Source organism: Thalassomonas sp. RHCl1 (assembly GCF_947387555.1).
Lineage (GTDB): Bacteria > Pseudomonadota > Gammaproteobacteria > Enterobacterales > Alteromonadaceae > Thalassomonas.
Genome location: NZ_CANDNZ010000003.1, coordinates 358,648 through 380,611, shown reverse-complemented (window position 1 = coordinate 380,611; position 21,964 = coordinate 358,648). Strand labels below are relative to the sequence as shown.

The following is a 21,964-nucleotide window of genomic DNA, read 5'->3' as shown; positions in this document are numbered from 1 at the left end:
CCCTGATGTATCTAACAACTTCCGACTCTGGCGACAAGGATCACTAAAAGAATAGCATACGAGGGCACTTAGGATTTATGAAGGAGAGCTGGTCTTGCTTTGCCTCTGCTCAAGATAAAACGGCGGCACAAAATAGCCCCTTATTGGCGGCCAAACTTCTTATCTGCACCTGAGTTTCTTCATTTATCCGACAAACTCACCTGGTTACTTAGCATTGCGTAAGTAATAATGCGCTTTAGCCTGTTGATTATAGGCATCTAAAAGTGACTTATTACCGTTAGCCTCTGCCAGGTCGACTAAATTGATTTTCAGTTGTCCTTTATCATCAAACTGACTGGCGAAGGTTCCCATGTTTGGCATATCAATACGCCAGTCAATAAGCAAACCAATAACATGGTTAGCAAATTGAAACGCTTCATATTCATTAAGCAAAGTCAGAAAATCACTAAAGGAATAGCCGCTTAACCCGGCTTGGGCGGTAAATGCCGCTTTATAACCTTTTGCCAGTAATGACTGTTGAGAAAAGCCCAGTTGAAATTGGTAAGCATGCCGGGTTTCATGAATTAAAAAGGCAAGCGGTGCATAAACTGCCATATCCTTGAGCTTATCAGGATTAAGAAAAACCAAACCTGAACCGGGAAAACGTACGTCAAAAACAAAGTTTACTGCTCGTGTCGGGTATAAGCTGTTATTTATCACCAGCTCAGGACAAACCATGTCCAGTATCTGGCATTCAACCTTAAACACTAAAGGCAATAGCGCCATTCTTTGTTCAAATGACAAGCTTTGCCATTTTTGCAGCGAGTTAAATAACTTCTCTTCATTTTTCAGTGCATTAAAAAAGCGTTGCGCATCTTGCTCTCTTTGATGATGAGCGTCTTTCAACCATAACTGGTTTGACTCAGTCAAAGCGAATGCGGCAGGTGACTTTGCCTGCAAATCAGGGGTTGCATAAAACTTATCGGGATTTGCTTGTGACAAAGGTAAGTAGCTTATAAGGGCAGCAACCAGGCAAGACTTTACCAAGGTTACTTTCTTGTTCAGAAAAGCATGTTTGTTCATTACACAGCCAGGGGTAGTGGATTTAACTCATCCTGAAATTCTACGTTAGTTTCTTTTAATTAAAAACCAATAAAAAGCTATTCTCAGGTTAGCTGTTGTTGAGGGATCAGCGGTCTGCAATCTCCCATTTCCGGTTAAGCCCGAGCCAGGCAAGCATTTTTGTTGTACTTTTATTTTTTATTTTTTATTTTTTATTTTTCATGTGGTTACGTTTTCATGCAGCAGCACGCACTGTCTTGTGAGTATCTTTCTACAGCCGGTTAAATCCTTTTCTGACCTGATACTTTTGGCTGCTTCCTCGGCCTGTGTTGCTAAGAGGTGGAGAGCCACCTCTATACTTCGCCACTGCATTTAGAGTTTAAAATAACTGACATTGTCTTTAAGCTCATCCGAAAGGGCATTTAATGCATCCATAGCGACCTTATTGTTATCTAACGAGGTAATGGTTGAGTTCGACATCTGGGAGATATCTTCCATTGCCTTGTTAATGTCGCCGATGGCCGAAACCTGCTCGCTGGCAGCCCGGGCCACTTCCTGTACCCTGGACAGGGAGTCCATGGCGTGCTGTTCGATGTTTTCCAGGAATTCGCTGCCTTTTAACGTCAATGCCCGGCCATTTTCAACCTGGGGCTGGGTTTTCTCTATCGCTGCCACCGATGCCGCCGTTTCTCCCTGTATCTGCTTTATCATGGCTTCAATTTCAGCGGTGGCCTCACCGGTACGCTGTGCCAGCTGGCGTACCTCGTCAGCAACCACGGCAAAGCCCCTGCCGCTTTCCCCGGCCCGGGCAGCTTCTATCGCGGCGTTCAGTGCCAGTAAATTGGTTTGTTCGGAAATACCGCTGATGACACTGACGATACCGCCGATTTGTTTGGTATCTTCTTCCAGGCTACGGATTTGCTCGACCATACCACTGACGCTTTGTGACACTCGGTCCATTTCCGCTGCACTTTCACTGATGGCATCCCGCCCCTGCTTGGCATAACTTACCGTCATGCTGGAATTTTCTTCGGTATGGCTGGCTATCCGGGAAACTTCATCAATATTGCTGCGCATGGAATCAAGCTGGCTCGCGGTTTCTTGAGTCAGGGCTGCCTGCTGACTGGCAGCATCCAGTACGCCTACCGAGCCATTAGAGACTTCCCCCACCTGCAAGGACACTTGCTTTGAAGCCTCGACAATATTCGAGACCGTTGAGCTGATCTGGCTTTTCATGGTATCAAGGGAGCCGAGCATACTGCCGGGATGCCGGGTTTGGATCTCAACATTGAGGTTACCGCCGGCAATGGCGGTCAGGGCATTTTCCGCTTCAAAGGGTTCTCCTCCCAAAGACTGGCGCAAACTACGTTCAATCAATAAGCCGACAAAGACACTGATCACCACCGCAATACCGCTGAGGGTAAGCATCAGCCCCTCGAAACTGCCGGCAACGGCCCGGGCTTCCGGGGTGGCTTTTTGATTTGCGCTTTCCTGGTAATCGATAAACTCATTGATGGCATTTAACCAGGCAATAATCGCCGGACGAGCCTGGGTTAACACCATTTGATTAACGTTTTCGTTTTGTTTCTTGCCCTGTATGATGCGCTCAAGTATCGGCAGGGTACGCTCCTGAATATTATCTATTTCCGATAATATCTGTCTTTCTTGCGCGGTAAAGTCATAACCGGACGAGAGCATCTGCTGGAGTTTAATTTCCGAGTCGGCATAAAAGGCGGCAAGTTCTTTGATTTCTTGTTCAAAAGCGGCCACTTCAGCAGCGCTGCCGGCAATAGCAACATCCCTGATAGCAATGCCCCTGTCATGTACGCTGCCGCGATAATTAATGGCATACCTTTGTTTAACCGAATTAATATCGGTGATCTCAGACAGGGTTTGATCGATAAAATTGACTTTCTGGATCCCCATCACCGTGAGAATAATCATCAACAACAAAATAATGCCAAAACCTACGGAGAGTCTACTTTTGATGGTAAGACGGGTCAAAAAATTCATTACGGACCTTTTCAGTAAATAATATTAATTAAAAGCATCAGACCCCGAAAGTCAGCATAAAATTACATCGCTGTATTTTACGCCTGGTCAGGAAATCTGATTTAACAAGTCGTGTAGTACTTGCAACTCAGGGACTCAGCTGTCTACAGAGAGTGTATATTACTTTTTTACTTTCGCTATATCGCTGCCGTCCTTAGCTGTAATATCAATAAAAACGCTACCGAAAGTCTTAATCTTGCTGATTGTGAAGCTATATCTTATTCCGGGTTTGTTTTGGGTAAATGCCATACAATGAATCCGGTACAGGCATTTGTTAAGCACATGCCAAAAAGTTAGCCGGTAAAACAACAGGTGATCGTAATAAACAGGCTGCTTTGTTCATGAATAGTCGAAGGGGATGAATAATTTAGCAAAGTGTTTCTATTGCCGACCTGACCCGGGAGCTTAACCTTACCGAAATAACCTTACCGAGAGGTTTTGTCAAAGCGATCCGGTTGAAACCTAACCAGTACTTGCAAAAATTACCTATCCAAAAGGCTGGCGAGTTACTGGAAACCAACAAGTATTCTTTTGAGTGGATTGCCCCACCAGGTCGGTTATGAAGATGTCAGTGCCTGTCGAAAATTATTCCTGCGTATTATGGAGTTAATCCCCGGCGCTTTTCGTCAACGCTTTGTTGGTTAAGTTATCATTTTCTGGCACAAAGCAGCAGGAGAGGGCAGTCCGCTCTTCATTTAATGCCAGGCTGAAAAGTCTAAGCTAAAGGCAATATATAAAAGCGGATTAAGTGGTCGTCGTATAATTTCCATGATCATGGCTTAAATGACCAAAGCGCATGATATAAAAAAGACAATCATCCATAACACTGAAAGATTAAGTGTTCTCATCAAATAGACACCGATAATAACCAGGGCGATGTCGGTGGGAGAGGATACAGCGCTGCTAAATACTGGCTGGTAAAGTGCAGCAAGCAAGAGACCGACTACCGAAGCGTTGACACCTAGCATCGCCCCCGAGATACAGGGCTTTTCCGCCAGGGTCTGCCAGTTTCTCAAAACAGCCAGCAGAAGCAGGAAACCAGGAAGAAAAATGCCCAGTGTCGCAACCAGGGCGCCGAAGATCGGCGTTGCCGACACTTCATAGCCGATATAGGTTGCCAAAGTAAACATAGGACCGGGAACTGCCTGCGCTGCAACATAACCGGTCAGGAAGGAATCTCTGCTTATCTGGTTACCCAGCAACTCTTGCAACAGTGGCAGTACCACATGACCACCGCCGAATACCAGGCTGCCCGCATAAAAAAAGTCGCTGAACAGGGCCAGCATAGGCACATGATGCGCGATAAGAGGCAAAGCAAACAGAAGCAGTACAAAAATCACCAACGGCGCAAGCGATGGTTTAAAGGCCTGGCCAGCAATCACTGGCTTCCCTTTCAGATAGCAACAGCCAATTCCCCCGGCCAGAGCCAGCACCAGCATCTGAGTGCCGACACCCGGCATTAGCAAGACTATCGTGGCGGTAACAACGCATAAGCCCGCCGTCAGTTCGCTTTGGCAGAAATTTTTATACATGCCCCAGGTCGCATCGGCCACGACAACCACAGCCAGAAGTTTTAATCCGCGCACTATGCTCGCATAAAGATCAGAGTCGGCAATCTGGTTGCTGATAACCGCAAACATCAGCATGAGTAAAACCGAAGGCAGTGTAAATCCGAGAAACGCCGAGCAGGCCCCGCCAAGACCGCCGCGTTTGTAACCCAGTGCAAAACCCACCTGGCTGGAGCCTGGCCCGGGCAGAAACTGACTCAAGGCAACAAGCTGTGCGTATTCACTATCATTTAACCATTTGAGTTTCTCGACAAAGTTTTTTCGGAAATATCCAATATGGGCAGCAGGACCACCAAAGCTAATCCAGCCCAAAAAGAAAAAAGTTTTAAAAATTGACCACATCTTTTAATTGTTCATAAAAATTTTCCGCACACTATAAAAAAATCAGTAAAATGACTCAAATTGATAGTTATAATACACTCTATGAATAAAATAGGATTAGCGCTGTGAGCCCCTTTAAATGGAAAGATATAGACCTGAATCTGCTTGTTGCATTTCAGGCCATTTACCAGACACACAGCGTAAGCCTGGCAGCAGAGCAGTGCTACGTGAGCCAATCGGCAATGAGCCATACCCTGCAGCGTATGCGTACCCTGTTTGATGATCCCTTGTTTATCCGATCAGGCATTCGTATGGAGCCTACCGCGCGAGCCAAGGATATTGCTCCGCAGATTGACCGTCTGCTGGCTTCGATCAAAAATGAACTGCTGACCAAGCCGGTTTTCTCGGCCAGGCAATACAGCGGGATCTGGAAGATAGGTCTGACCGACTACGCCGAACAGCTATTTGCCCCGTCGCTTTATGATGCCATTAACAGGCAATCCCCCCATTCGCAGATCAGTTTTTATAATGTTAACCGGGGAAATTATCGTCAGATGGTCGAAAATGAGCAGATAGATGTGGTCATCGGCAGTATCGACAACTTAGATCAACGTTTTATCTCACAAAGGCTCTACACCGAGCAACACCTGTGCCTGTTTGATCCCGAGTCTGTTCCCTTTCACTCAGCAATCAGCATTGAAGAATTCACCTCAATCGAGCACGCCCTGGTCAGCCCTGACGGTCACCTGCAAACCAAAGTAGACAAAGAGTTATCCCGCTTTGGTTACCAACGAAGGGTGAGTGTGGCTTCGAGAAATTTTTTAACCGTTCGGCGCCTGCTACTGGGCAGAAAGCTTATCTGTATCGTACCCAAACGTTTTGCGCAAAGCCAGATGTACAGCCACGGACTTAAGGCACTTCCCGCTCCTATCAAAGTGGCGGATTTCGACATTAAGCTGCTCTTTCGAAAAGCACTTGAGCAAGACGATCATAACCGCTGGTTACGGGATCTCGTTGCAGATATCATCCTTAACGCTCCCCCGGAGCAAATGGAATACTGACCACGAACCAGACAAGCCTTACCTCCCCCAACCATACGCATACCATCTTCGAGTCAATAACTTGCTATAACCTAAAAAGAAAGCTTTTATCGGATTGTTATAGTTTATTCCATTCCAGGTAGTCACCAATTGGTTATATCGATGTTCAGGGAGAGCCTGCCAAGAAAAAAATTAAATGTATGTTGTATGCAAATGCTCCAGAAGTGCTACCGTTAAAAGTGCTTTCCGGTCACGATATCATCATTGGCTATAAAGCCTGATAAACAGGCAATGCCATAGCCGGCGAGTGTCAATTGAGCACCGTTTTGCGGTTAGCGCTCATTAGCTCCGCTTCCGATCCTGTAAGTTTTAAGCAAGTAAAAGTGACGGCAGCGTAGAAATGTAAAATTAAAGTTTCAATCCAAGCTGATTTTTTGCTGTTTTAGAGCATTTATACAATATCCATCAAATCATCCCTCACAACAAAAACGTTATCTTATCACACTAAAAGAGACAACTCACCAAACTTTATCAAGCTGTTCAACTCAAACGACATCACCTTCACGCCATTATGACTCACTAACCAAAACAACAGCAACACCCCCTGCTTTCTTTATCCACTTAAATTATCAGGTTATTACCGCAGCTCTAAAAACCAATCGGTAGAAATGGCCGTAATCAAAATAATTTACATTTCACTATTGCTGAAAAAAGACAAATCGTGATAATGTGATATTATCACACTTTAGAGATGTATTATTTACTGGGAACTATCAGGGGTGAGTACTTAAGTCATCCCTGAAAATTTATAACGTGGAATTAACAATGAATAAAAGATTAGCTTTTAGCGGTGTCTTGATACCTTTACTGTCAATGAGCCAACCGCTTGCAGCCCAAGTTTCAGCACAACAAGAAATAGAAAAAATAAAAGTTACCGGCACGCGTACGCCTTTGTATGATGCACGGGATGTTAATGCCGCGGCATTAGGGATCAAAGATCCCTTTACCTTGCCGATCTCAGTGCAATCCTTTTCTGAAGAGTTAATCCTGAATCAGCGGGCGCGCACACTGGGTGAGGTATTAGCCAATGATGCATCCGTGCAAAACAACGCCATCGGCAGTGTCTTTGATTTCGTCAGTTTACGGGGCTTTCAGCTGGACTGGACCAATGGCCTGCGCCGAGACGGCTTGGCAGTAGCACCTTTTCAAGATGTACCGCTGGAAAACATTCAACGATTAGACGTACTTAAAGGGCCATCGGGCCTGGTCTCAGGGTTTAACAACCCCGGGGGAACGGTGAACTATGTCACCAAAAGACCCACCCGGGACGACTTTGTTGAAGTCACCACCGAGTTACGCAGCCGTGATGGTAAATACCTGCACCTGGATACCGGGGGCAAGCTGGCCTCAACCTTAGGCTATCGCTTTAATGCCGCCGTTGAAGATACCGGTGATTTTAACGGCGGCGATGATCTTGAAAGGTATTTCGCCAGCGCGGCATTCGACTGGCAGGCTTTGGATGATTTATTGGTGCGTATCGATCTTGATTATCAGGATAAGTCCATGGTTTCTCAGCCATTGATTGGCTTGGCTTCAGATCCTGACCAGCCAGGTAAAAAGGTGCTGCCGCCTTATGTCGATACCAGTAAAGTACTGCTTGGCCAACCCTGGGCTTTATATGAAACACAGACCTTCAACCTGGCAACAAGAGCCGATTATTGGCTAAACGAAAACTGGCAGTGGGTGACACAGCTTGCTTATGCCACCAACGATCGTTTTACGATCTTTCCCGATATTTATGCAGTGAACCAGCAAGGGGATGTATTGTCTTCGGGGATCCTGGTAACCCCGGATGAAAGCTACCGTACCCTGTCGGGACATAGCTTTATCAGCGGCGCTTTAACCACAGGGGCGATTGAACATGAGCTGGTTACCGGCATCAGCTTTCGCGATTACGTATCACATGATGGTCGCTGGTTTAACCTGGATAATCAGGTAGGCAATATTTTTAACCCGATTCACACGGATAAACCCGAATTTCCCCAATACCCGCAAGCAACCCGTACCGACACCACAGAAAGTTCGGTCTTTATCACAGATCAAATCAATTTTACCGATCAGTTCTCGGCAACGGTCGGCCTGCGCCACATTCAATATAAAAAGCGCCAGCGCCCTACAAAAGTCACCTTGGATGACGAAAGCTTTAATACGCCGATCTTGGGACTCAATTATAACCCGGGGGATGATCTGTCTTTTTATCTGAGTTATTCCGAAGGTGCGGGCGAGGGCGGTGTTGCCGTGATCGGCAGCGGCGCAATAAACGAAGGCCAGTCATTAGGCGCACAGGAAAGCGAACAGCTTGAAGCGGGCATCAAATACCGCCTGGGTAAGGCCACCTATACCCTTGCCGTTTTTGAAATAGAAAAAATGCTTGAATACCATAACAAGATCACAAATTACTTTGTACAGGACGGTGTCCAGTCACATCGCGGTCTTGAACTGAATATCAATGGCGAAATCACCGAACACTTATCAGTAGTAGCTTCACTGACGGCAATGAACGCCAAGTTAACCGGGCTTGAGGGTGAAGCGGTTTTAAACGGTAACCGTCCCGCCAACGTCCCGAAAAAGCAGGCCAGTTTATTTTTAGATTATCGCCTGCCGATGATGCAGGAGTTAAGTGCCAACCTGGGCATTTATTACGTTGGCGAGCGCCAGCAAGATGTGCAAAACACGCTCTCAGTACCCGGTTACACCCGTTTTGATGCCGGTGCCCGCTACGATCTGGCCGCCCTCAATACCACCTTGCGCTTAAAAGTAGAAAACCTGTTTGCCAAAGAATATTGGTTATCGGCAGGTGCCAAGGGCATTGATTGGGGGGTCGCTCCGGGTCGCGGACGTACCGTTTCTTTATCTGCCAGCGTTGCATTTTAACAATAAGGATTAATACCCGCCGCTGATCATAGTCCTAGCTGATGGTGGCCGTATCTAGTGATACTGGCTCCAGGACACGGCTATTTCAGGGGCAGGGTGTTGGCATTGTCCTTAAGGATCGAGTCATGAATGAAAATAATCAAAAAAAGGTAATACAGGTTACCAATCTCAGTAAACATTTCGCACAGTATCAGGCGGTGCGCGATATCTCCTTTACGGTAAAACAAGGGGAAATCCTGGCGCTGTTAGGACCCAATGGCGCCGGTAAAACCACTACCATCAACTGCCTGCTCGGTTTTTTAAAACCTGACGGCGGTGAAGTCAGCATAGGCGGCATCAATCCCGTCACAGATGTTGTCAAAGCGCGTCAGCAACTGGCCTATATCCCGGAGCAGGTCGCCCTTTACCCTAAATTGAGCGGCTTAGAAAACCTGGTTTATATGAGCAAAATTGCCGGCGTCAATAAAAGCCCGCAGCAATTTCAGCAACTGCTTGAAAAAGTGAACTTACCCGGACATGCCATTCATAAGGCCATTGCCGGCTATTCCAAAGGCATGCGCCAGAAAGTCGGCATTGCCATAGCGCTGGCCAAAAATGCCAAAGCACTGGTGTTAGACGAACCTACCTCAGGTTTAGATCCCTCGGCCAGCCATGAATTTAGCCAGCTGATCCAGTCGCTGGCCCAAGGCGGCGTGGCCATTTTAATGGCAACCCATGATTTATACCGCGCCCAGGAAGACGCCCATTCGGTGGCGATTATGAATCAGGGACAGCTGGTACATAAGCTTACCGGAAATAATATTCAAGACGTACAGCTGGAATCTTTATATTTAGAGCATGTCAGGGTGGCAAGCACATGTTGATGATAACCCTGAAAAAAGAATGGCTTGAAAGCAAACGCGAAGGACGCACCATGTGGCTGGGGGCCATCGTCTTATTGCTGCTCGCCGGTGCGCTGTTTTCCAGCTGGCACGGTTATCAGCAGCTGCAAAGCCAGAAACAGCAGGTCAGCCAGTCAGAGCGGGAGCGCTGGTTAAACCAGGGCGCCAAGGGGCCGCATGCCGCAGCCCATTACGGGGTGTACATTATCAAACCCGATCCGCCGCTGGCGGTGTTAGATCCCGGCTTGTCCGATTATCAAGGCTCGGTACTGCGTTTAGAAGCCCACAAAAAAAACGATACCCTGTTTCGCCCGATCCAGGATGCGATCCCCATGCAACGCTTTGGCAATTTAAACCCGGCATTTATTATCCAGGTGCTGTTGCCGTTATTAATCGTTTTGTTTGGTTTTCACAGCATAGCCGCAGAGCGCGAATCCGGCACCTTAAAGCAGTTATTGGCCAATGGTGTCAGCGCTAAAAAATTGTTTATGGCTAAGGTGGCGTCATTAACCGGGTTAGGTTTATTATTTCTGCTTCCTGTCGCACTTTACCTGCTGGTTTCCCTGCTGTTAACTGACAGCTTAGATCCGGGTCGCAGTGTTTTGTTTGCCGTAAGCTACGGCCTCTATATCCTGCTCTGGTCATTATTAACCATTATCGTGTCAAGTTATGCCTGGACCACACGCAATGCCCTGATAGCCCTGTTAGTGATTTGGTGTGCGGTATGTTTATTAATTCCTAAATTTACCATTGAAGATGCTGTTCATCGCTACCCGACCGAGTCGGCACAGGTCTTTCAGTCTAAATTGGAATCCGAGGTCTATACCCCACAGCGCCAACAAGCCATTGCCCGTTTTAAGCAAGAGACCCTGGCAGAATATGGCGTAGATGATGTCGCCGATTTACCTTTTGCCTGGTCGGGTGCGCAATTACAGTTTGGCGAGCAGTATTCGGACAAGGTGTTTGACCGCTTATTTGGCCAAAGGCAAAGCCAGCTGGAAGCACAAAGCCAGCATTATCAGGTGGGTGCACTGTTTAGCCCCTTCATTGCTTTGCAAACCCTGTCGATGGCGGCAGCCGGAACCGACTTGCTGCATCATCAGCTATTTAACCAGGCCGGGGAAAAACACCGTCGCCTGATGCAAAAAACCCTTAATAACGATTTAAAAGATAACGGCGCCGATAATGCGCACGGTTACCAGGGGGATCACCACCTTTGGCAAAAAATTCCGGCTTTTCATTATCAGTATCCACACATAACAAGTCTGATGGCCAATTATGCCTGGGCGGCATTGAGCTTATTGCAATGGTTGGTGACACTTGCGGTGGCGACTTATCTGGCAATGCGGCGCATTGAGAAGGAAGGGCAGCAATGAATAATCTAATTTGTCTAAATGAACTTAAAAACCTGGTACGCGAGCGCTTGTTATGGCTCATGGTCGCGGTGACGGTATGTTTTACGGCTTTGGCCTGTTATAACGGTTACCAATGGGCGGCGCTGCAAAGCGAAGTTATCAGCAATGCCGGGCAAGAGCAGCAGCAAGCCATCAGCCATGCACAACAAACATTAGCCGCACGTGAAGCATTAACATCGCCGGTTAACTGGTGGGATGATATCCATGACTTACGCGGCCAGGCCTTTTATCTCATGGTGAATTATGCCACTAAACCCCCTTTGCCCACGGCCTTGACGGCAATTGGCCAAAGTGATGTCCAGCCCTATTTCTTTCGGATGCTGGTCAGTGAAAAACAGGCTTTTATCAACCAGTATGACTATGTCCATCCGCTGGGGCTGTTGATAGGTAAATTTGATCTGGCATTTTTTGCCATCTATATCTTGCCTTTACTGCTGATAAGCTCAGGTTTTAATGCCCTGGCGCAGGAAAAACAGTCAGGCCAGCTGCAGTTGTTGATGCTGCAGGGATTATCACCGCTGCGCCTGTTGTTTAATCAGTTATGCATCCGCTCGTGTGTGATCTTAGTGCCGTTTTTTGCCGTCAGCCTGGCGGCGCTGATGTTTTTTTCCGAGGGCATAACGGCATTGTCACTGACTGTTTTTATCGCTTTAGTGCTGGGCTATGCCGCATTTTGGCTGGCCTTATCGGCTTTAGTGATCAGTTTGGGAAACACATCGGCTTATAACGCAGCTGTGCTGACCATTGCCTGGTTAGGCTTTGTCATAATATTTCCGTCGGTACTAAATACCGCCATAGTCACGGCCAATACCGCGCCGTCACGTATCGAATACGTTGACACCTTGCGCGATAAATCCGATGACGCGGACAAAGCGTCAAGCCAGGTATTGGCGCAGTTTTTCCAGGATCACCCGGAGCTGGCAAAAAATAACGATCCGGTAAAACCTGTTGATTATGCAAGCAAAAAAATAGCAAAAATCACCGCTATCGAAACGGCAATGCAGCCCTATGATGATGCGTTTCAAGCGGTGCTGATGGCACAGCAAAACCGGGTTGAACAATTTAAATTTATCTCACCGGCAACCTTGTTGCAGCAGGCATTATTTGATTTATCCGGCAACGGTTTAAAGCGTCACCAGGATTTTATCGAACAGGTATTGCAGCATCACCAGGCCTTACGCACTTTTTTCCAACGGCGGATAGTCAGTGCACACCAGCAGGGAGACTTTACCCCTTGCAGCGGTTGTAATGCCGATATTACTTTGCCGGATTTAACCCCTATCCCTGAGTTTCACTACCGGGAGCAAGCCGTAGTTCCCCCCTGGAGCAGCCTTTTAAGCTTATGGGCCCTGGCGGGATTGTTTATCTTTTTGGCGGTTTTTCGGCTGACAAAAATGAACCGCGGTCAAATAAACGGAGCCCTGGTATGAAACAAGCCTCGTTTGACGCCATTTGCCATCCGCAAATCCAATCCCTGATGCAAGTAAATAAGGATAAATTGCAGGAGTGGATCAATGGACTAGGCTCACCGCTGCACCTGCTGTTTCCCGAGATATTTAAGCAAAACATCTTTGCCTTCAAGCAGGTGCTCGACCGGCATAACATCAATCACAAGTTGTTGTTTGCTAAAAAAGCCAATAAGGCGCAATGCTTTGCCGCCGCGTGCGCCCAACAGCAAATCGGCATCGACGTTGCCAGTATTGCCGAATTTGAACTGGCCTTGGCGGCGGGCATTAAAGGTGATGACATCGGCCTTTCCGGGCCGCATAAATGCGACCGGCTATTAAGCCTGGCCATCGCCCATAATGCATTAATTGCCATCGACTCCCTCAATGAATTAAAAGATCTGGTTTGCCTGGCCCGTTTGGCCAAGCAAACCCGCGGGGTGCGAATTTTGTTGAGGATACGCCCGCAAAGCCAGAAGAAAAGCCGCTTCGGTTTAGCGACAGCTGAATTGGATCAGGCATTTTCCCTGTGTTTTCAGTGGCGCGAGCATATTTATTTGCAAGGTTTCAGCTGCCATTTATCGGGATATTCTACCGCGCAACGGGGCGAAGCAGGCCATCAACTCATTGATTATATTGTCCAGGCACAGCAATTAGGGTTTAAATGCAACCACATCAATATTGGCGGCGGCTTTGCGGTATCCTACCTGGCTGACGATAGCTGGCAACAGTCGCTGGACTATGAGGCTTTTCACGGCAGTAAAACCTTTGCCGGTTTTTATCCCTATCACAACCCCTGTACCGGGCCCGATGCGCTTGAGCAAGTCTTGCAGCAAAAAAACGAACAGCAGCAGATGCTTGGTCAGCGCCTTCGGGAGCTATCTCTGTGCTTGATGCTGGAGCCCGGGCGTGCCTTGCTCGATCAGGCGGGTATCAGTTTATTTTCGGTGCAGGGTTGCAAACCCGTCGCGGGCACCTCTGATTGTCATATAGCAACCGTTAAAGGCATGAGTTTTTCACTGTCGGAGCAGTGGTTTAACAGTGAATTCCTGCCTTCGCCGCTGTTAATCCCATCCAGGGAGAACATACCGCTCGCAGATACCGGCGCAGAGTCCCTGTATAAAGTCGCCATCGGCGGTAACACTTGCCTGGACGATGACATGCTCAGCTGGCGTTTTATTTCCTTTGAGCAATATCCGAAAAAGCAGGATCTCATCGCCTATATCAATACCGCCGGTTACCAGATGGACTCCAATGAGTCGGCTTTTCATTCAACCAGTCCCCCCCGGAAAATAGCGGTCAGTTTGGCCGGAGAGACCATTACCTGGCAATTAGATAATCAATAAATAGCTGGCAATTAGATAATCAATAAATAGCTGGCAGCCAAAGCCAGCAGCTAATACTACAACTTAACACTTACGGAGCGCATATATGACAATAGATGCACAGGCTTTTTGCGGCCAAAATTCACCCAAACTGTCGCAAAACATAGGAAATACCCCCTTAGTGGAACTGATAAAAACCACGGATGGCAGCCGCCTGCTGCTGAAACTGGAGCAATTCAACCCTACCGGCAGCGCCAAAATACGCATGGCGAAAGCCATGCTGGATGAAGCGCAAGAGCAGGGCCTGCTTAAACCCGGAGGCTGGGTGGTTGAATCAACGTCCGGTAACACCGGTACCGGCTTGGCAATGCTGTGTGCCGAGCGCGGCTACCGCTTTACCGCCCTGGTTGATAACCACGCTGCCAAGGAGAAAATCAGCAACATGAAAGCCTTTGGCGCCGAAGTCATTTGTGTCAGCGAGCAGGGCTGTGATGAGTTATCCACCCATGTGCGCGATGACATGGCACAAACCTTAGCCGAAGATCAAGGCGCCTTTTGGACCGCACAACATAGAAACTTTGCCAACAGCCGGGGTTATATCGACCTTGCCCGGGAACTGGTTACAGATCTCGGCAAGGATATCAGCCATTTAGTTGCCGCTGTCGGCACCGGCGGCTCTATTTGCGGCACAACCCGGGAATTGCGCGACTTGGGCTGCCATCAGCTTGAGGTTACCGGGGTTGAGCCCGAGGGGTCGGTAATTTTTGGCGGCCCGGGTAAACCTTACCACCAGTCTGGCACAGGCACGCCGGAAGGGGCAGAAATAGGCCCGGTGATTGAATATGGCCTAATCGATAACGGTTTAAAAGTTTCCGATCAGCAAGCCTTTAATACCGCCCGTTACCTGGCAAAAAAATACGCCTTAATGGTGGGGGGCTCGGCCGGTGGCGTTATTTATCAAGCGCTGCAACAGCTTAAAAAGGCGCCTGCCAACAGCACTATGGTCGCCCTGGTATGTGACGGCGGGGAAAAATATTTAGACACGGTTTTCAACGATGACTGGATGCAAAACCACCAACTGATAGCGCCCGCCATCGATAACGAATTAGACGCACTTTTTCAGCAGTTAACAACTAAACAAGGAGAATAAGATGAACGCAGAGAACACAGGCAACAAAGAGCCAATGCAGCATTTACCGATTTTAAATGCCGACACCCTGGCACAATTAAACTTTCCCTATTCGCGGGTGCTCGAGGTGGTTGAGCAGGCTTTTAGAGCCATAGACCACCCGGATTCTAATAATCCGCTAAAAGTGATCATGACCCCACAAGACGGCCATTCCATTGCCTACAGCATGGCGGGCAGGGATGCCGGCAGCCAGACAGTGGGCTTTAAAGTGGTCTATGAATTTGATCCCGACCGCAGCCGGGGGTCATATCAATTCTACTCCTTTATCTTTTTATGCGATGACCTGACCGGCCAGCCGCTGGCCTTAATGGATGTCAAGCAACTGGGACCGATGCGCACCTCGGCAACCTCGGCATTGTTTGCCAAAGCCGCGGCCACCCCGGATGCCAAAACCGCCCTGGTTGTCGGCAGCGGCGAACAGGGGCAGATCGCCTTACCTATGCTGGTAACGGCCATGCCGCAATTATCCCGTTTAATTGTCCACGGCAGCTACCAGGCCGGCGTAGCGGCGGTGCAGGAGAATGTAACCAGCCGTTTTCCCGAGCGCGAAGTGGAAGTATCAAGCGATTTAGAAGCCGCGGTGCGCGATGCCGACATTATTTTAGCGGTTACAGGATTATCGGCAAAAGAGAATATTCGCCATGAATGGTTAAAACCCGGCGCTGTGGTTATTTTGGTGGGTTACGGCATAGAAAAAGACGTGCTGCATAAAGCCGATCGGGTGATAACCACAGATGAAGGGCAAATGAAAGTCACCGGCGATGACCTGTTAGATGAACAGGGTCAATTGCCGCAAGTCGCCGCCACCTTAACTGAAATCATCCAGCAGCAGAAACCGGCCCGTAGCCACAAAGATGAAATAATTTTTGCCTATAACAGCGGCATGATCATCACAGATGTTGCCCTGGGCCGCGCTGTTGCTGAATTTGCCAAAGGAGAAGATAAAATGCAGGCGGCAAAACTATGGTAACGGCCGGTAACTTTTCAGATCTCAAACATATCGGCCGCCTTGCCGGACCGCTGGTGTTAACCAACTTATTGTATGTGGCGATAGCCACAATAGACCTGGCGATGTTGGGCATGCTCAGTCCGCTCGATTTAGCCGCAGGCGGCTTGGCCATTGCCATTTTCAATCAATTTGTCACCGTAGGAAAGGGGCTGACCACAGCGACCGGTAACCTGGTGTCTTATGCCGTAGGTAAAAATGAACCTGAGCGCATCACTCCTTTACTCAATGCCAGTTTACTCTTGGGCACATTGATCGGGGTATTGTTTTCAGTGCTGATGTTACTGAGTGAGCCGCTGTTATTGCTCTTGGGTACTGTGCCTGAAGTCGCGGAAAAGACAACCGCTTATTTATCCGTGGTTGCCATCGGCGTTTTACCCTGTTTTTGGTTTCAGAGTGTGCGCCACTTCAGTGTCGGCCTTAAAGCGCCCGGGCCCTTGCTGATGATCACGGGTATTTCGGTATTACTGACCTTGATCCTTAACTATGGCTTTATTTTTGGCGCCTTTGGCTTGCCTGCCTTAGGTTTTATCGGCATCGCCGTTGCCACCTGTATTGTCTTGTTTTTATCATTTTTACTGTTCCTGTTTTTTATCAGGCGTCATCCCCAGCTAAAACGCTATTTTACCTGGAAGATATGGCAAACCGATAAACAGGCTTTGTCGGCTACCTGGAAAATGGGCTTGCCGGTGGCAGCCACCTACGGCTCTGAGGCGGGATTTTTCACCGTCTTATCCTTGTTTGTCGCCACCTTAGGGGTCAGCGAACTCGCCGCCCACATGGTGGTGATGCAAATCGTCTACATCGTCTTTATGGTGGCGGCGGGCATTTCCTCGGCAGCCTCGATTTATATCAGTGAAGCCCATGCCAGGGAAAACTTTGCCCATGCCCGGCGTATTGCCCACCTGGCGATAGGCAGTGCCGTGAGCATTATGCTGATGATCATGGCGGTTTATTTCATGGCCCCGCACTGGGTACTGTACGGTTTTTTAAGCGCCGACGAATTACAAAACTCCCAGGTGGTAGAAATTGCCACCCAATTATTATTTATTGCCGCTTTTTTGCAAATTTTCGATGCCGGGCAAAATATCGGGGTCGGTATTTTACGGGGAGTCGGTGATGTCAAAAGCGCCTTTTCCCTGTCTGTAATTGGCTACTGGTGCATTGGACTGCCCCTTGCCTGGCTGATGAGTGTTGAAGTTAAGTTAGGCATTGAAGGGGTTTGGTATGGATTGATGCTGGGATTAAGTGTGACCGCAATATCGCAATTTTGGTGCTTCAACCGCCACATTAACAGGCTCAGCAATATGCCGGAGCTTTCAACTGACCCGCAAGGAGGAAACGTTTAATGGTTACCAAGATTAGCAATAACGAAAGCGAACACTCAGTTCATGTCCTGGTCAGGCCCGAAGTGGCCGAGTTGCCGCCTTACGGCGCAGGGCAAACATTGCAGCAGGCAAAAGCCAACCGGCCAGATGTCGAGATGATCAACTTATCGGTGAATGAAAACCCGTTCGGCGTCAGCCCCCGGGTCACCCGGGCGCTGGACGAATCCCTTAAAACATCGGCTTGTTATCCCGACAGCCAGTGCCGCCAGTTACGTCAAGCACTGGCACAGCAGTTAAGCTTCCCCTGTGATAGTCTTGTGGTCGGTAACGGCTCGGAGGATATTTTGGCCATGTTGTGCAAAGCCTTTATCAAGCCCGGGGATAAGGTCTTGGTTGCCAGGCCAACCTTCAGTTTGCATCCTATCTACGCCAATATGATGGGGGCAGATGTGACTGCCGTTTCCATGACCGCCAATATGCAATACGATGTCGATAGCTGGCTGACTCATATTTCGCAGATGCCGGATCTGAAAGTATTAATGCTGGCAAATCCGTCAAATCCTGTGGGATGTACTTTAGATCACAAAAGTTTAACCGCCTGTGTTGCCGCCTGCCCTGAAGACACCCTTATTGTGTTGGATGAAGCCTATTTTGAATTTGCACAAGACGAAAACGCATTTGCCGACAGCCTGGCAATCTTATCCGCGCAATCCCGTCCCTGGATAATACTGCGGACATTTTCAAAAGCTTATGGTTTAGCGGGCTTAAGGGTAGGCTATGGCCTGGTCTCAGATAGTCAAATGGTTGATTATCTCGACCGGGTGCGCACCCCTTATAATGTCAACAGCCTGGCACAAACAGCGGCATTAGCCGTACTGGATGACCCCGGTTATTTGCAACAAACCGTCGATTTGGTCAGGCAGGAGCGCATGCGCCTGATTCCTGTACTGCAGGACATGGGATTGTTTGTTGCGCCATCGCTGGCCAATTTTTTGTTTATCGATTGCCAAAGAAATGCATCCGAGGTTGCCGGATTATTGCTTGGTTACGGCATTATGGTCAAGCCATGGCAAGAGCCGGGATACGAGCATTATATTCGCATGACCATAGGACTGGAGCAGCAAAATAATCGCTTTGTTCAGGCGCTGGCGGAAATATTAAAAGACAACAAGTTAAAAACGGGGAATTTATAAAGAAAAAGGCCTGCCACATCTAGCGGCAGGCCTTTAACTGCCAAAAAGGTTAAGGTTAAGCGTTAAGTAAAGCCAGCGCTTTCGCCGAGGTTTTATGCGGGAAGTAAGTTGATTTTTCAGGGAAATAATGACCTTGTTTGGCCGCACTTATGATGTCGGTTATTTTCGGCGCCGTCAGCCTGATCAATATCGTCTGCTGCTCCTCTGGCAATGCTTTCCCTTGCCCACCGATCAGGGGTTCTTGTTTTACTGAGTTTTTCCGTACCGGCGTTAAATTCAACAAACCGTTCATCTTTGCAAGCGCCGTTCGAATTTGGTGCTGTATCTTATAAGAATTGCCGTTCGCCGCGGAATAAGAAAATCCAAACTCCTGTTGCTGATAATAAAAAACATAATCAGCCTCCTCGGGATCACAGGATTTAATATCAAATGTATCAAGGTGGTGCTTCAAGCCGTCAAAATTAACATGGTTTTGAATATCAACACTCAGTGAAAAGCTGTCAACATCAATACAGCTGGAAGTGAGCCATACGGGAAAAGTTGTTAAAGGGGCATGCGGTAAACTGGCGGCAAAAGCACGGTGGTGACCATCGGCAATTAACAGCGACTCTTGTTTGGCTAATTGCGCGGCCAAAAGCTGTGTGCTGTTATCGCAAGTTAATACATATAAAGCGTGCTCACTGTCGCTCTTTTCATTGTGCCAATGTGCTATTTGCTCACTCTTTGCTTGCCAGTTCAAGGCGGTAAAATCCAGATCGGCAATCAACGCACAGGGGGGCAGCTCAGCACTTTGCCTGTGGAGAATTTTTTTGATCTTCATAGCATGTGACATATTGATTTGCTCGTGAGGCAATAACGGTACACTGTCCTTCTGATTTACCGCATACTCAAGTAAAACGCCAACGGCTTCACGGCCTTCGGTGGTGATTTTATACAAATAAAAAGGCTTATTCTGAACATAGCCTAAAGTGTTCAGCATGATAACACTCCATAACAATCAATAATTATTGTGATATTATCACAACAACAAGAGTTTTCTTTATATTGTTTTTATAAGATTTTACAAATAAAGAAAGGAATTAAAAGTGATAAAATCACAGCTCGCTTATTCTGCCGAGTCCTGGTGTTTTTACCCGGCCTGAGCTTGTCGGCGCTAAGAAGAAAACAAGTCCGTGGCCAATACAAGTTGACCACGACAGATACCAAAAAAGCCATGACTTAGTCACTACAAGTTTGAGTATCCCTCGATATGTTTCGCTTCAAGGGTAAAACACTGGTTTTGTCGCTCAATACATATTTGATGTTCGCCGGCTTCAGACGCAATATCATTGTATTCGCTTAACGAAATATCAGCGGAATTTTGACTGTTTATTCGAGTAACAAGATCACCAACCTTAAAGTCTAACTTGCTCGCGGCCAGTTGGGGAAAAACATAACGCACCACAAATTCACCGCTACGAATTTTTCGTAACTCCAAGCCAAATAAGTTGTGATCGGTCACAAATTCTTGCTGCGGAATTAGATAGAAAGCTTCATGTTTATAATCAATCACGGTTTTAAATTGATTCATCAACGCGTTGCCTAAAACCCACCAATCGTCTTCATCACCACCCGGGATTAAATTAACTTTGACCTTGTCTAATTTTATATCGCCAAGCGCCAAGGACGGCAGAATAACCCGGTCATGCTCCACTTTGCCGCTGACACCAAAGTCTGCTGCCCGCACGCGGCTTGATGCTATTTTAATGTTATGATTTTTTGGATATGCGCTGCTGAGTTTAACGTAATGTCGGCTGCCGGTATCGATAATAAACTCACCATCGGCGACATGTTCGTTATTAAATGCCAAATCACCTTTGATACTGATTTTATTAAAAAACTCATCTAATTCGAAATACCGGGCATTCGCTTCGGGTTGATATTTGGCTTGAGAGATATAGATTTCATTATTAGCGGCATCAATCTCCCAGGTAAAATGTTTCATGATGTCATGTCCTATGACGCCATCATCAATGGCTTCATCGGCTCGTAAGTAATAAGGACTTTTCGACACGGGAATAACAGCGGCCTTGATATCATCAAAATATACACCGCCAAGATCGATACGGCCAATATCCGTTTGAAAAGCCTGACTATCCTCTTGCTCGCCCCATCCGCCAAGAGATAAATCAAAGCCGCGCTTTAAAGCAAGCTTACGTACTTTTGGCGTATCCATTAAAATAAAAAAACTTGCACCGGTATCAAGCAGAAACAGCAATTCTTCACCATCCACAGTGGCATATATATAGGGTTTCTCCCCCATAAATTTAGATTTTAATCTAATGCGCTCTTTACTCGACAACACTGGCTCGGCGTCTGAATTTATTTGCATCATACGGATAGAGTTAATGACTTCACAGCCGCCTAAACTTAGGCTAGAGACAAGCACACTAGTAAAAAGTAATAATGTTTTTTTGAACATCTTTCATCATCATTTGGTTGTATACACTGGGGTAAGACTAATCAACGATGTGTGAAATGAATGTGAAAATAAGCACTGGGCATCGATAACCCAGGCTAAACCTTTATAACTGCTTTATTAGCTTCACCCTATAAGAAGCGGGCGATGCCAGCAGAAACGCTCAAATTTCACTTATCGATAACGGTTATTTCCTTCCCTGATAAAAACTCAAACAAGAAACTTTATCGCCATTTGGATAAATATTCGCCACAAAATTGCAATTCCAACAAAACAAGAGTATAAAATATACAAAATACACTTTTAGGTTGTTGTATATCTCCATAAGGTAACAATTTCAGTATCGCCGCCTGCGACAAACTGAACTAAAAACACCTTATTGACTGCTCCAGCCTGATCTGCTGGTTATAAATTCGCATAGCGATGCAAAGCCAAACAGGCCTCTGTTGCTTGTTTGATACCCAAGAATTCACTGTTAAAGGTGAGTTTTTATTTAATAAAATAAAAGGAATGACAATGTTAAATATCAAAAAATCAGCGTTAGCCCTGGGCTTCGGTATTGGATTAACCTCTTTATATACTGTTTCAGCACCACAGTGCGGCAGCGATGCAAGATGTTATTATCAAAACGACAGAGATATTGCCGGTTGCATGCAAACAGGCCATTCTCGCGCTGACTGTGAAGCGGGATATGCAGACGATTTACAGCAATGCCTGGCGGGTAATTATGACGGCCCAGGCAGACCTGCATTTTGCGATTAACAAAGG

16 protein-coding genes are annotated in these 21,964 nt (G+C 47.3%); 11 read left to right on the top strand and 5 right to left on the bottom strand.

The genetic code is table 11. From position 1 onward, the window contains the following. Positions 1-204: 204 nt before the first annotated feature. The 3 genes from QL234_RS12010 to chrA all read right to left on the bottom strand — a co-directional run bounded on the left by QL234_RS12010 (position 205) and on the right by chrA (position 5,003). Complete coding sequence (locus tag QL234_RS12010) at positions 205-909, bottom strand: hypothetical protein (RefSeq protein ID WP_281558081.1); 705 nt, start codon at positions 907-909, stop codon at positions 205-207. 504 nt (positions 910-1,413) lie between these two features. Further along, positions 1,414-3,054: a methyl-accepting chemotaxis protein gene (locus tag QL234_RS12005; RefSeq protein WP_281558080.1), complete on the bottom strand. Its 1,641-nt coding sequence runs from the start codon at positions 3,052-3,054 to the stop codon at positions 1,414-1,416. 818 nt (positions 3,055-3,872) lie between these two features. Further along, positions 3,873-5,003, bottom strand: coding sequence for a chromate efflux transporter (gene chrA / locus QL234_RS12000; RefSeq protein WP_281558079.1), 1,131 nt, complete (start codon positions 5,001-5,003; stop codon positions 3,873-3,875). Positions 5,004-5,107: 104 nt separating this feature from the next. On the opposite strand from chrA, the gene QL234_RS11995 reads away from it, so the two are divergent. The 10 genes from QL234_RS11995 to hisC all read left to right on the top strand — a co-directional run bounded on the left by QL234_RS11995 (position 5,108) and on the right by hisC (position 18,738). Next, positions 5,108-6,043, top strand: coding sequence for a LysR family transcriptional regulator (locus QL234_RS11995; protein ID WP_281558078.1), 936 nt, complete (start codon positions 5,108-5,110; stop codon positions 6,041-6,043). Positions 6,044-6,847: 804 nt separating this feature from the next. Next, the gene (locus tag QL234_RS11990) at positions 6,848-8,956 is read left to right on the top strand and encodes a TonB-dependent siderophore receptor (RefSeq protein ID WP_281558077.1); all 2,109 of its coding nucleotides are present in this window, start codon (positions 6,848-6,850) and stop codon (positions 8,954-8,956) included. A 125-nt stretch (positions 8,957-9,081) separates the two neighbouring features. Next, complete coding sequence (locus tag QL234_RS11985) at positions 9,082-9,819, top strand: ABC transporter ATP-binding protein (protein ID WP_281558076.1); 738 nt, start codon at positions 9,082-9,084, stop codon at positions 9,817-9,819. Beyond that, positions 9,813-11,213, top strand: coding sequence for a DUF3526 domain-containing protein (locus QL234_RS11980; RefSeq protein WP_281558075.1), 1,401 nt, complete (start codon positions 9,813-9,815; stop codon positions 11,211-11,213). Before QL234_RS11985 ends, QL234_RS11980 begins: the two co-directional genes overlap by 7 nt. Beyond that, entirely contained in the window at positions 11,210-12,682 is a 1,473-nt protein-coding gene (locus QL234_RS11975; protein WP_281558074.1) for a DUF3526 domain-containing protein, read from the top strand. The genes QL234_RS11980 and QL234_RS11975 overlap by 4 nt, the downstream gene beginning before the upstream one ends. Continuing rightward, positions 12,679-14,043, top strand: coding sequence for a lysine/ornithine decarboxylase (locus QL234_RS11970; RefSeq protein ID WP_281558073.1), 1,365 nt, complete (start codon positions 12,679-12,681; stop codon positions 14,041-14,043). Before QL234_RS11975 ends, QL234_RS11970 begins: the two co-directional genes overlap by 4 nt. Positions 14,044-14,128: 85 nt before the next feature. Continuing rightward, positions 14,129-15,172: a cysteine synthase family protein gene (locus QL234_RS11965; protein WP_281558072.1), complete on the top strand. Its 1,044-nt coding sequence runs from the start codon at positions 14,129-14,131 to the stop codon at positions 15,170-15,172. Position 15,173: 1 nt separating this feature from the next. After that, on the top strand, positions 15,174-16,181 hold the full coding sequence (locus tag QL234_RS11960; protein ID WP_281558071.1) for an ornithine cyclodeaminase: 1,008 nt from the start codon (positions 15,174-15,176) through the stop codon (positions 16,179-16,181). After that, a complete protein-coding gene (locus QL234_RS11955) occupies positions 16,175-17,566 on the top strand; it encodes an MATE family efflux transporter (RefSeq protein ID WP_281558070.1) in 1,392 nt (463 codons plus the stop codon). Before QL234_RS11960 ends, QL234_RS11955 begins: the two co-directional genes overlap by 7 nt. Beyond that, a complete protein-coding gene (hisC, locus tag QL234_RS11950) occupies positions 17,566-18,738 on the top strand; it encodes a histidinol-phosphate transaminase (protein ID WP_281558069.1) in 1,173 nt (390 codons plus the stop codon). Before QL234_RS11955 ends, hisC begins: the two co-directional genes overlap by 1 nt. 55 nt (positions 18,739-18,793) lie before the next feature. Here hisC and QL234_RS11945 read toward each other — a convergent pair whose 3' ends face one another. Then, on the bottom strand, positions 18,794-19,717 hold the full coding sequence (locus QL234_RS11945) for a DUF1015 family protein (protein WP_281558068.1): 924 nt from the start codon (positions 19,715-19,717) through the stop codon (positions 18,794-18,796). Positions 19,718-19,963: 246 nt separating this feature from the next. After that, positions 19,964-21,199 (bottom strand): aspartyl protease family protein, encoded by a 1,236-nt coding sequence (locus QL234_RS11940; RefSeq protein WP_281558067.1) that lies wholly within the window; start codon positions 21,197-21,199, stop codon positions 19,964-19,966. Between the two features lie 447 nt (positions 21,200-21,646). Here QL234_RS11940 and QL234_RS11935 point away from each other — a divergent pair, with 447 nt between their 5' ends. After that, positions 21,647-21,958 carry a hypothetical protein gene (locus QL234_RS11935; protein WP_281558066.1) on the top strand — a complete coding sequence of 104 codons (312 nt, stop codon included), beginning with the start codon at positions 21,647-21,649 and terminating at the stop codon, positions 21,956-21,958. The last annotated feature ends 6 nt before the right edge of the window (positions 21,959-21,964 follow it).

What these genes read in the sequence shown, in the direction of transcription:
- QL234_RS12005 (WP_281558080.1), bottom strand. Translation starts at nt 3,054, where the DNA reads ATGAATTTTTTGACCCGTCTTACCATCAAAAGTAGACTCTCCGTAGGT.
- chrA (WP_281558079.1), bottom strand. Translation starts at nt 5,003, where the DNA reads ATGTGGTCAATTTTTAAAACTTTTTTCTTTTTGGGCTGGATTAGCTTT.
- QL234_RS11990 (WP_281558077.1), top strand. Translation starts at nt 6,848, where the DNA reads ATGAATAAAAGATTAGCTTTTAGCGGTGTCTTGATACCTTTACTGTCA.
- QL234_RS11985 (WP_281558076.1), top strand. Translation starts at nt 9,082, where the DNA reads ATGAATGAAAATAATCAAAAAAAGGTAATACAGGTTACCAATCTCAGT.
- QL234_RS11980 (WP_281558075.1), top strand. Translation starts at nt 9,813, where the DNA reads ATGTTGATGATAACCCTGAAAAAAGAATGGCTTGAAAGCAAACGCGAA.
- QL234_RS11975 (WP_281558074.1), top strand. Translation starts at nt 11,210, where the DNA reads ATGAATAATCTAATTTGTCTAAATGAACTTAAAAACCTGGTACGCGAG.
- QL234_RS11970 (WP_281558073.1), top strand. Translation starts at nt 12,679, where the DNA reads ATGAAACAAGCCTCGTTTGACGCCATTTGCCATCCGCAAATCCAATCC.
- QL234_RS11965 (WP_281558072.1), top strand. Translation starts at nt 14,129, where the DNA reads ATGACAATAGATGCACAGGCTTTTTGCGGCCAAAATTCACCCAAACTG.
- QL234_RS11960 (WP_281558071.1), top strand. Translation starts at nt 15,174, where the DNA reads ATGAACGCAGAGAACACAGGCAACAAAGAGCCAATGCAGCATTTACCG.
- QL234_RS11955 (WP_281558070.1), top strand. Translation starts at nt 16,175, where the DNA reads ATGGTAACGGCCGGTAACTTTTCAGATCTCAAACATATCGGCCGCCTT.
- hisC (WP_281558069.1), top strand. Translation starts at nt 17,566, where the DNA reads ATGGTTACCAAGATTAGCAATAACGAAAGCGAACACTCAGTTCATGTC.
- QL234_RS11945 (WP_281558068.1), bottom strand. Translation starts at nt 19,717, where the DNA reads ATGCTGAACACTTTAGGCTATGTTCAGAATAAGCCTTTTTATTTGTAT.
- QL234_RS11940 (WP_281558067.1), bottom strand. Translation starts at nt 21,199, where the DNA reads ATGTTCAAAAAAACATTATTACTTTTTACTAGTGTGCTTGTCTCTAGC.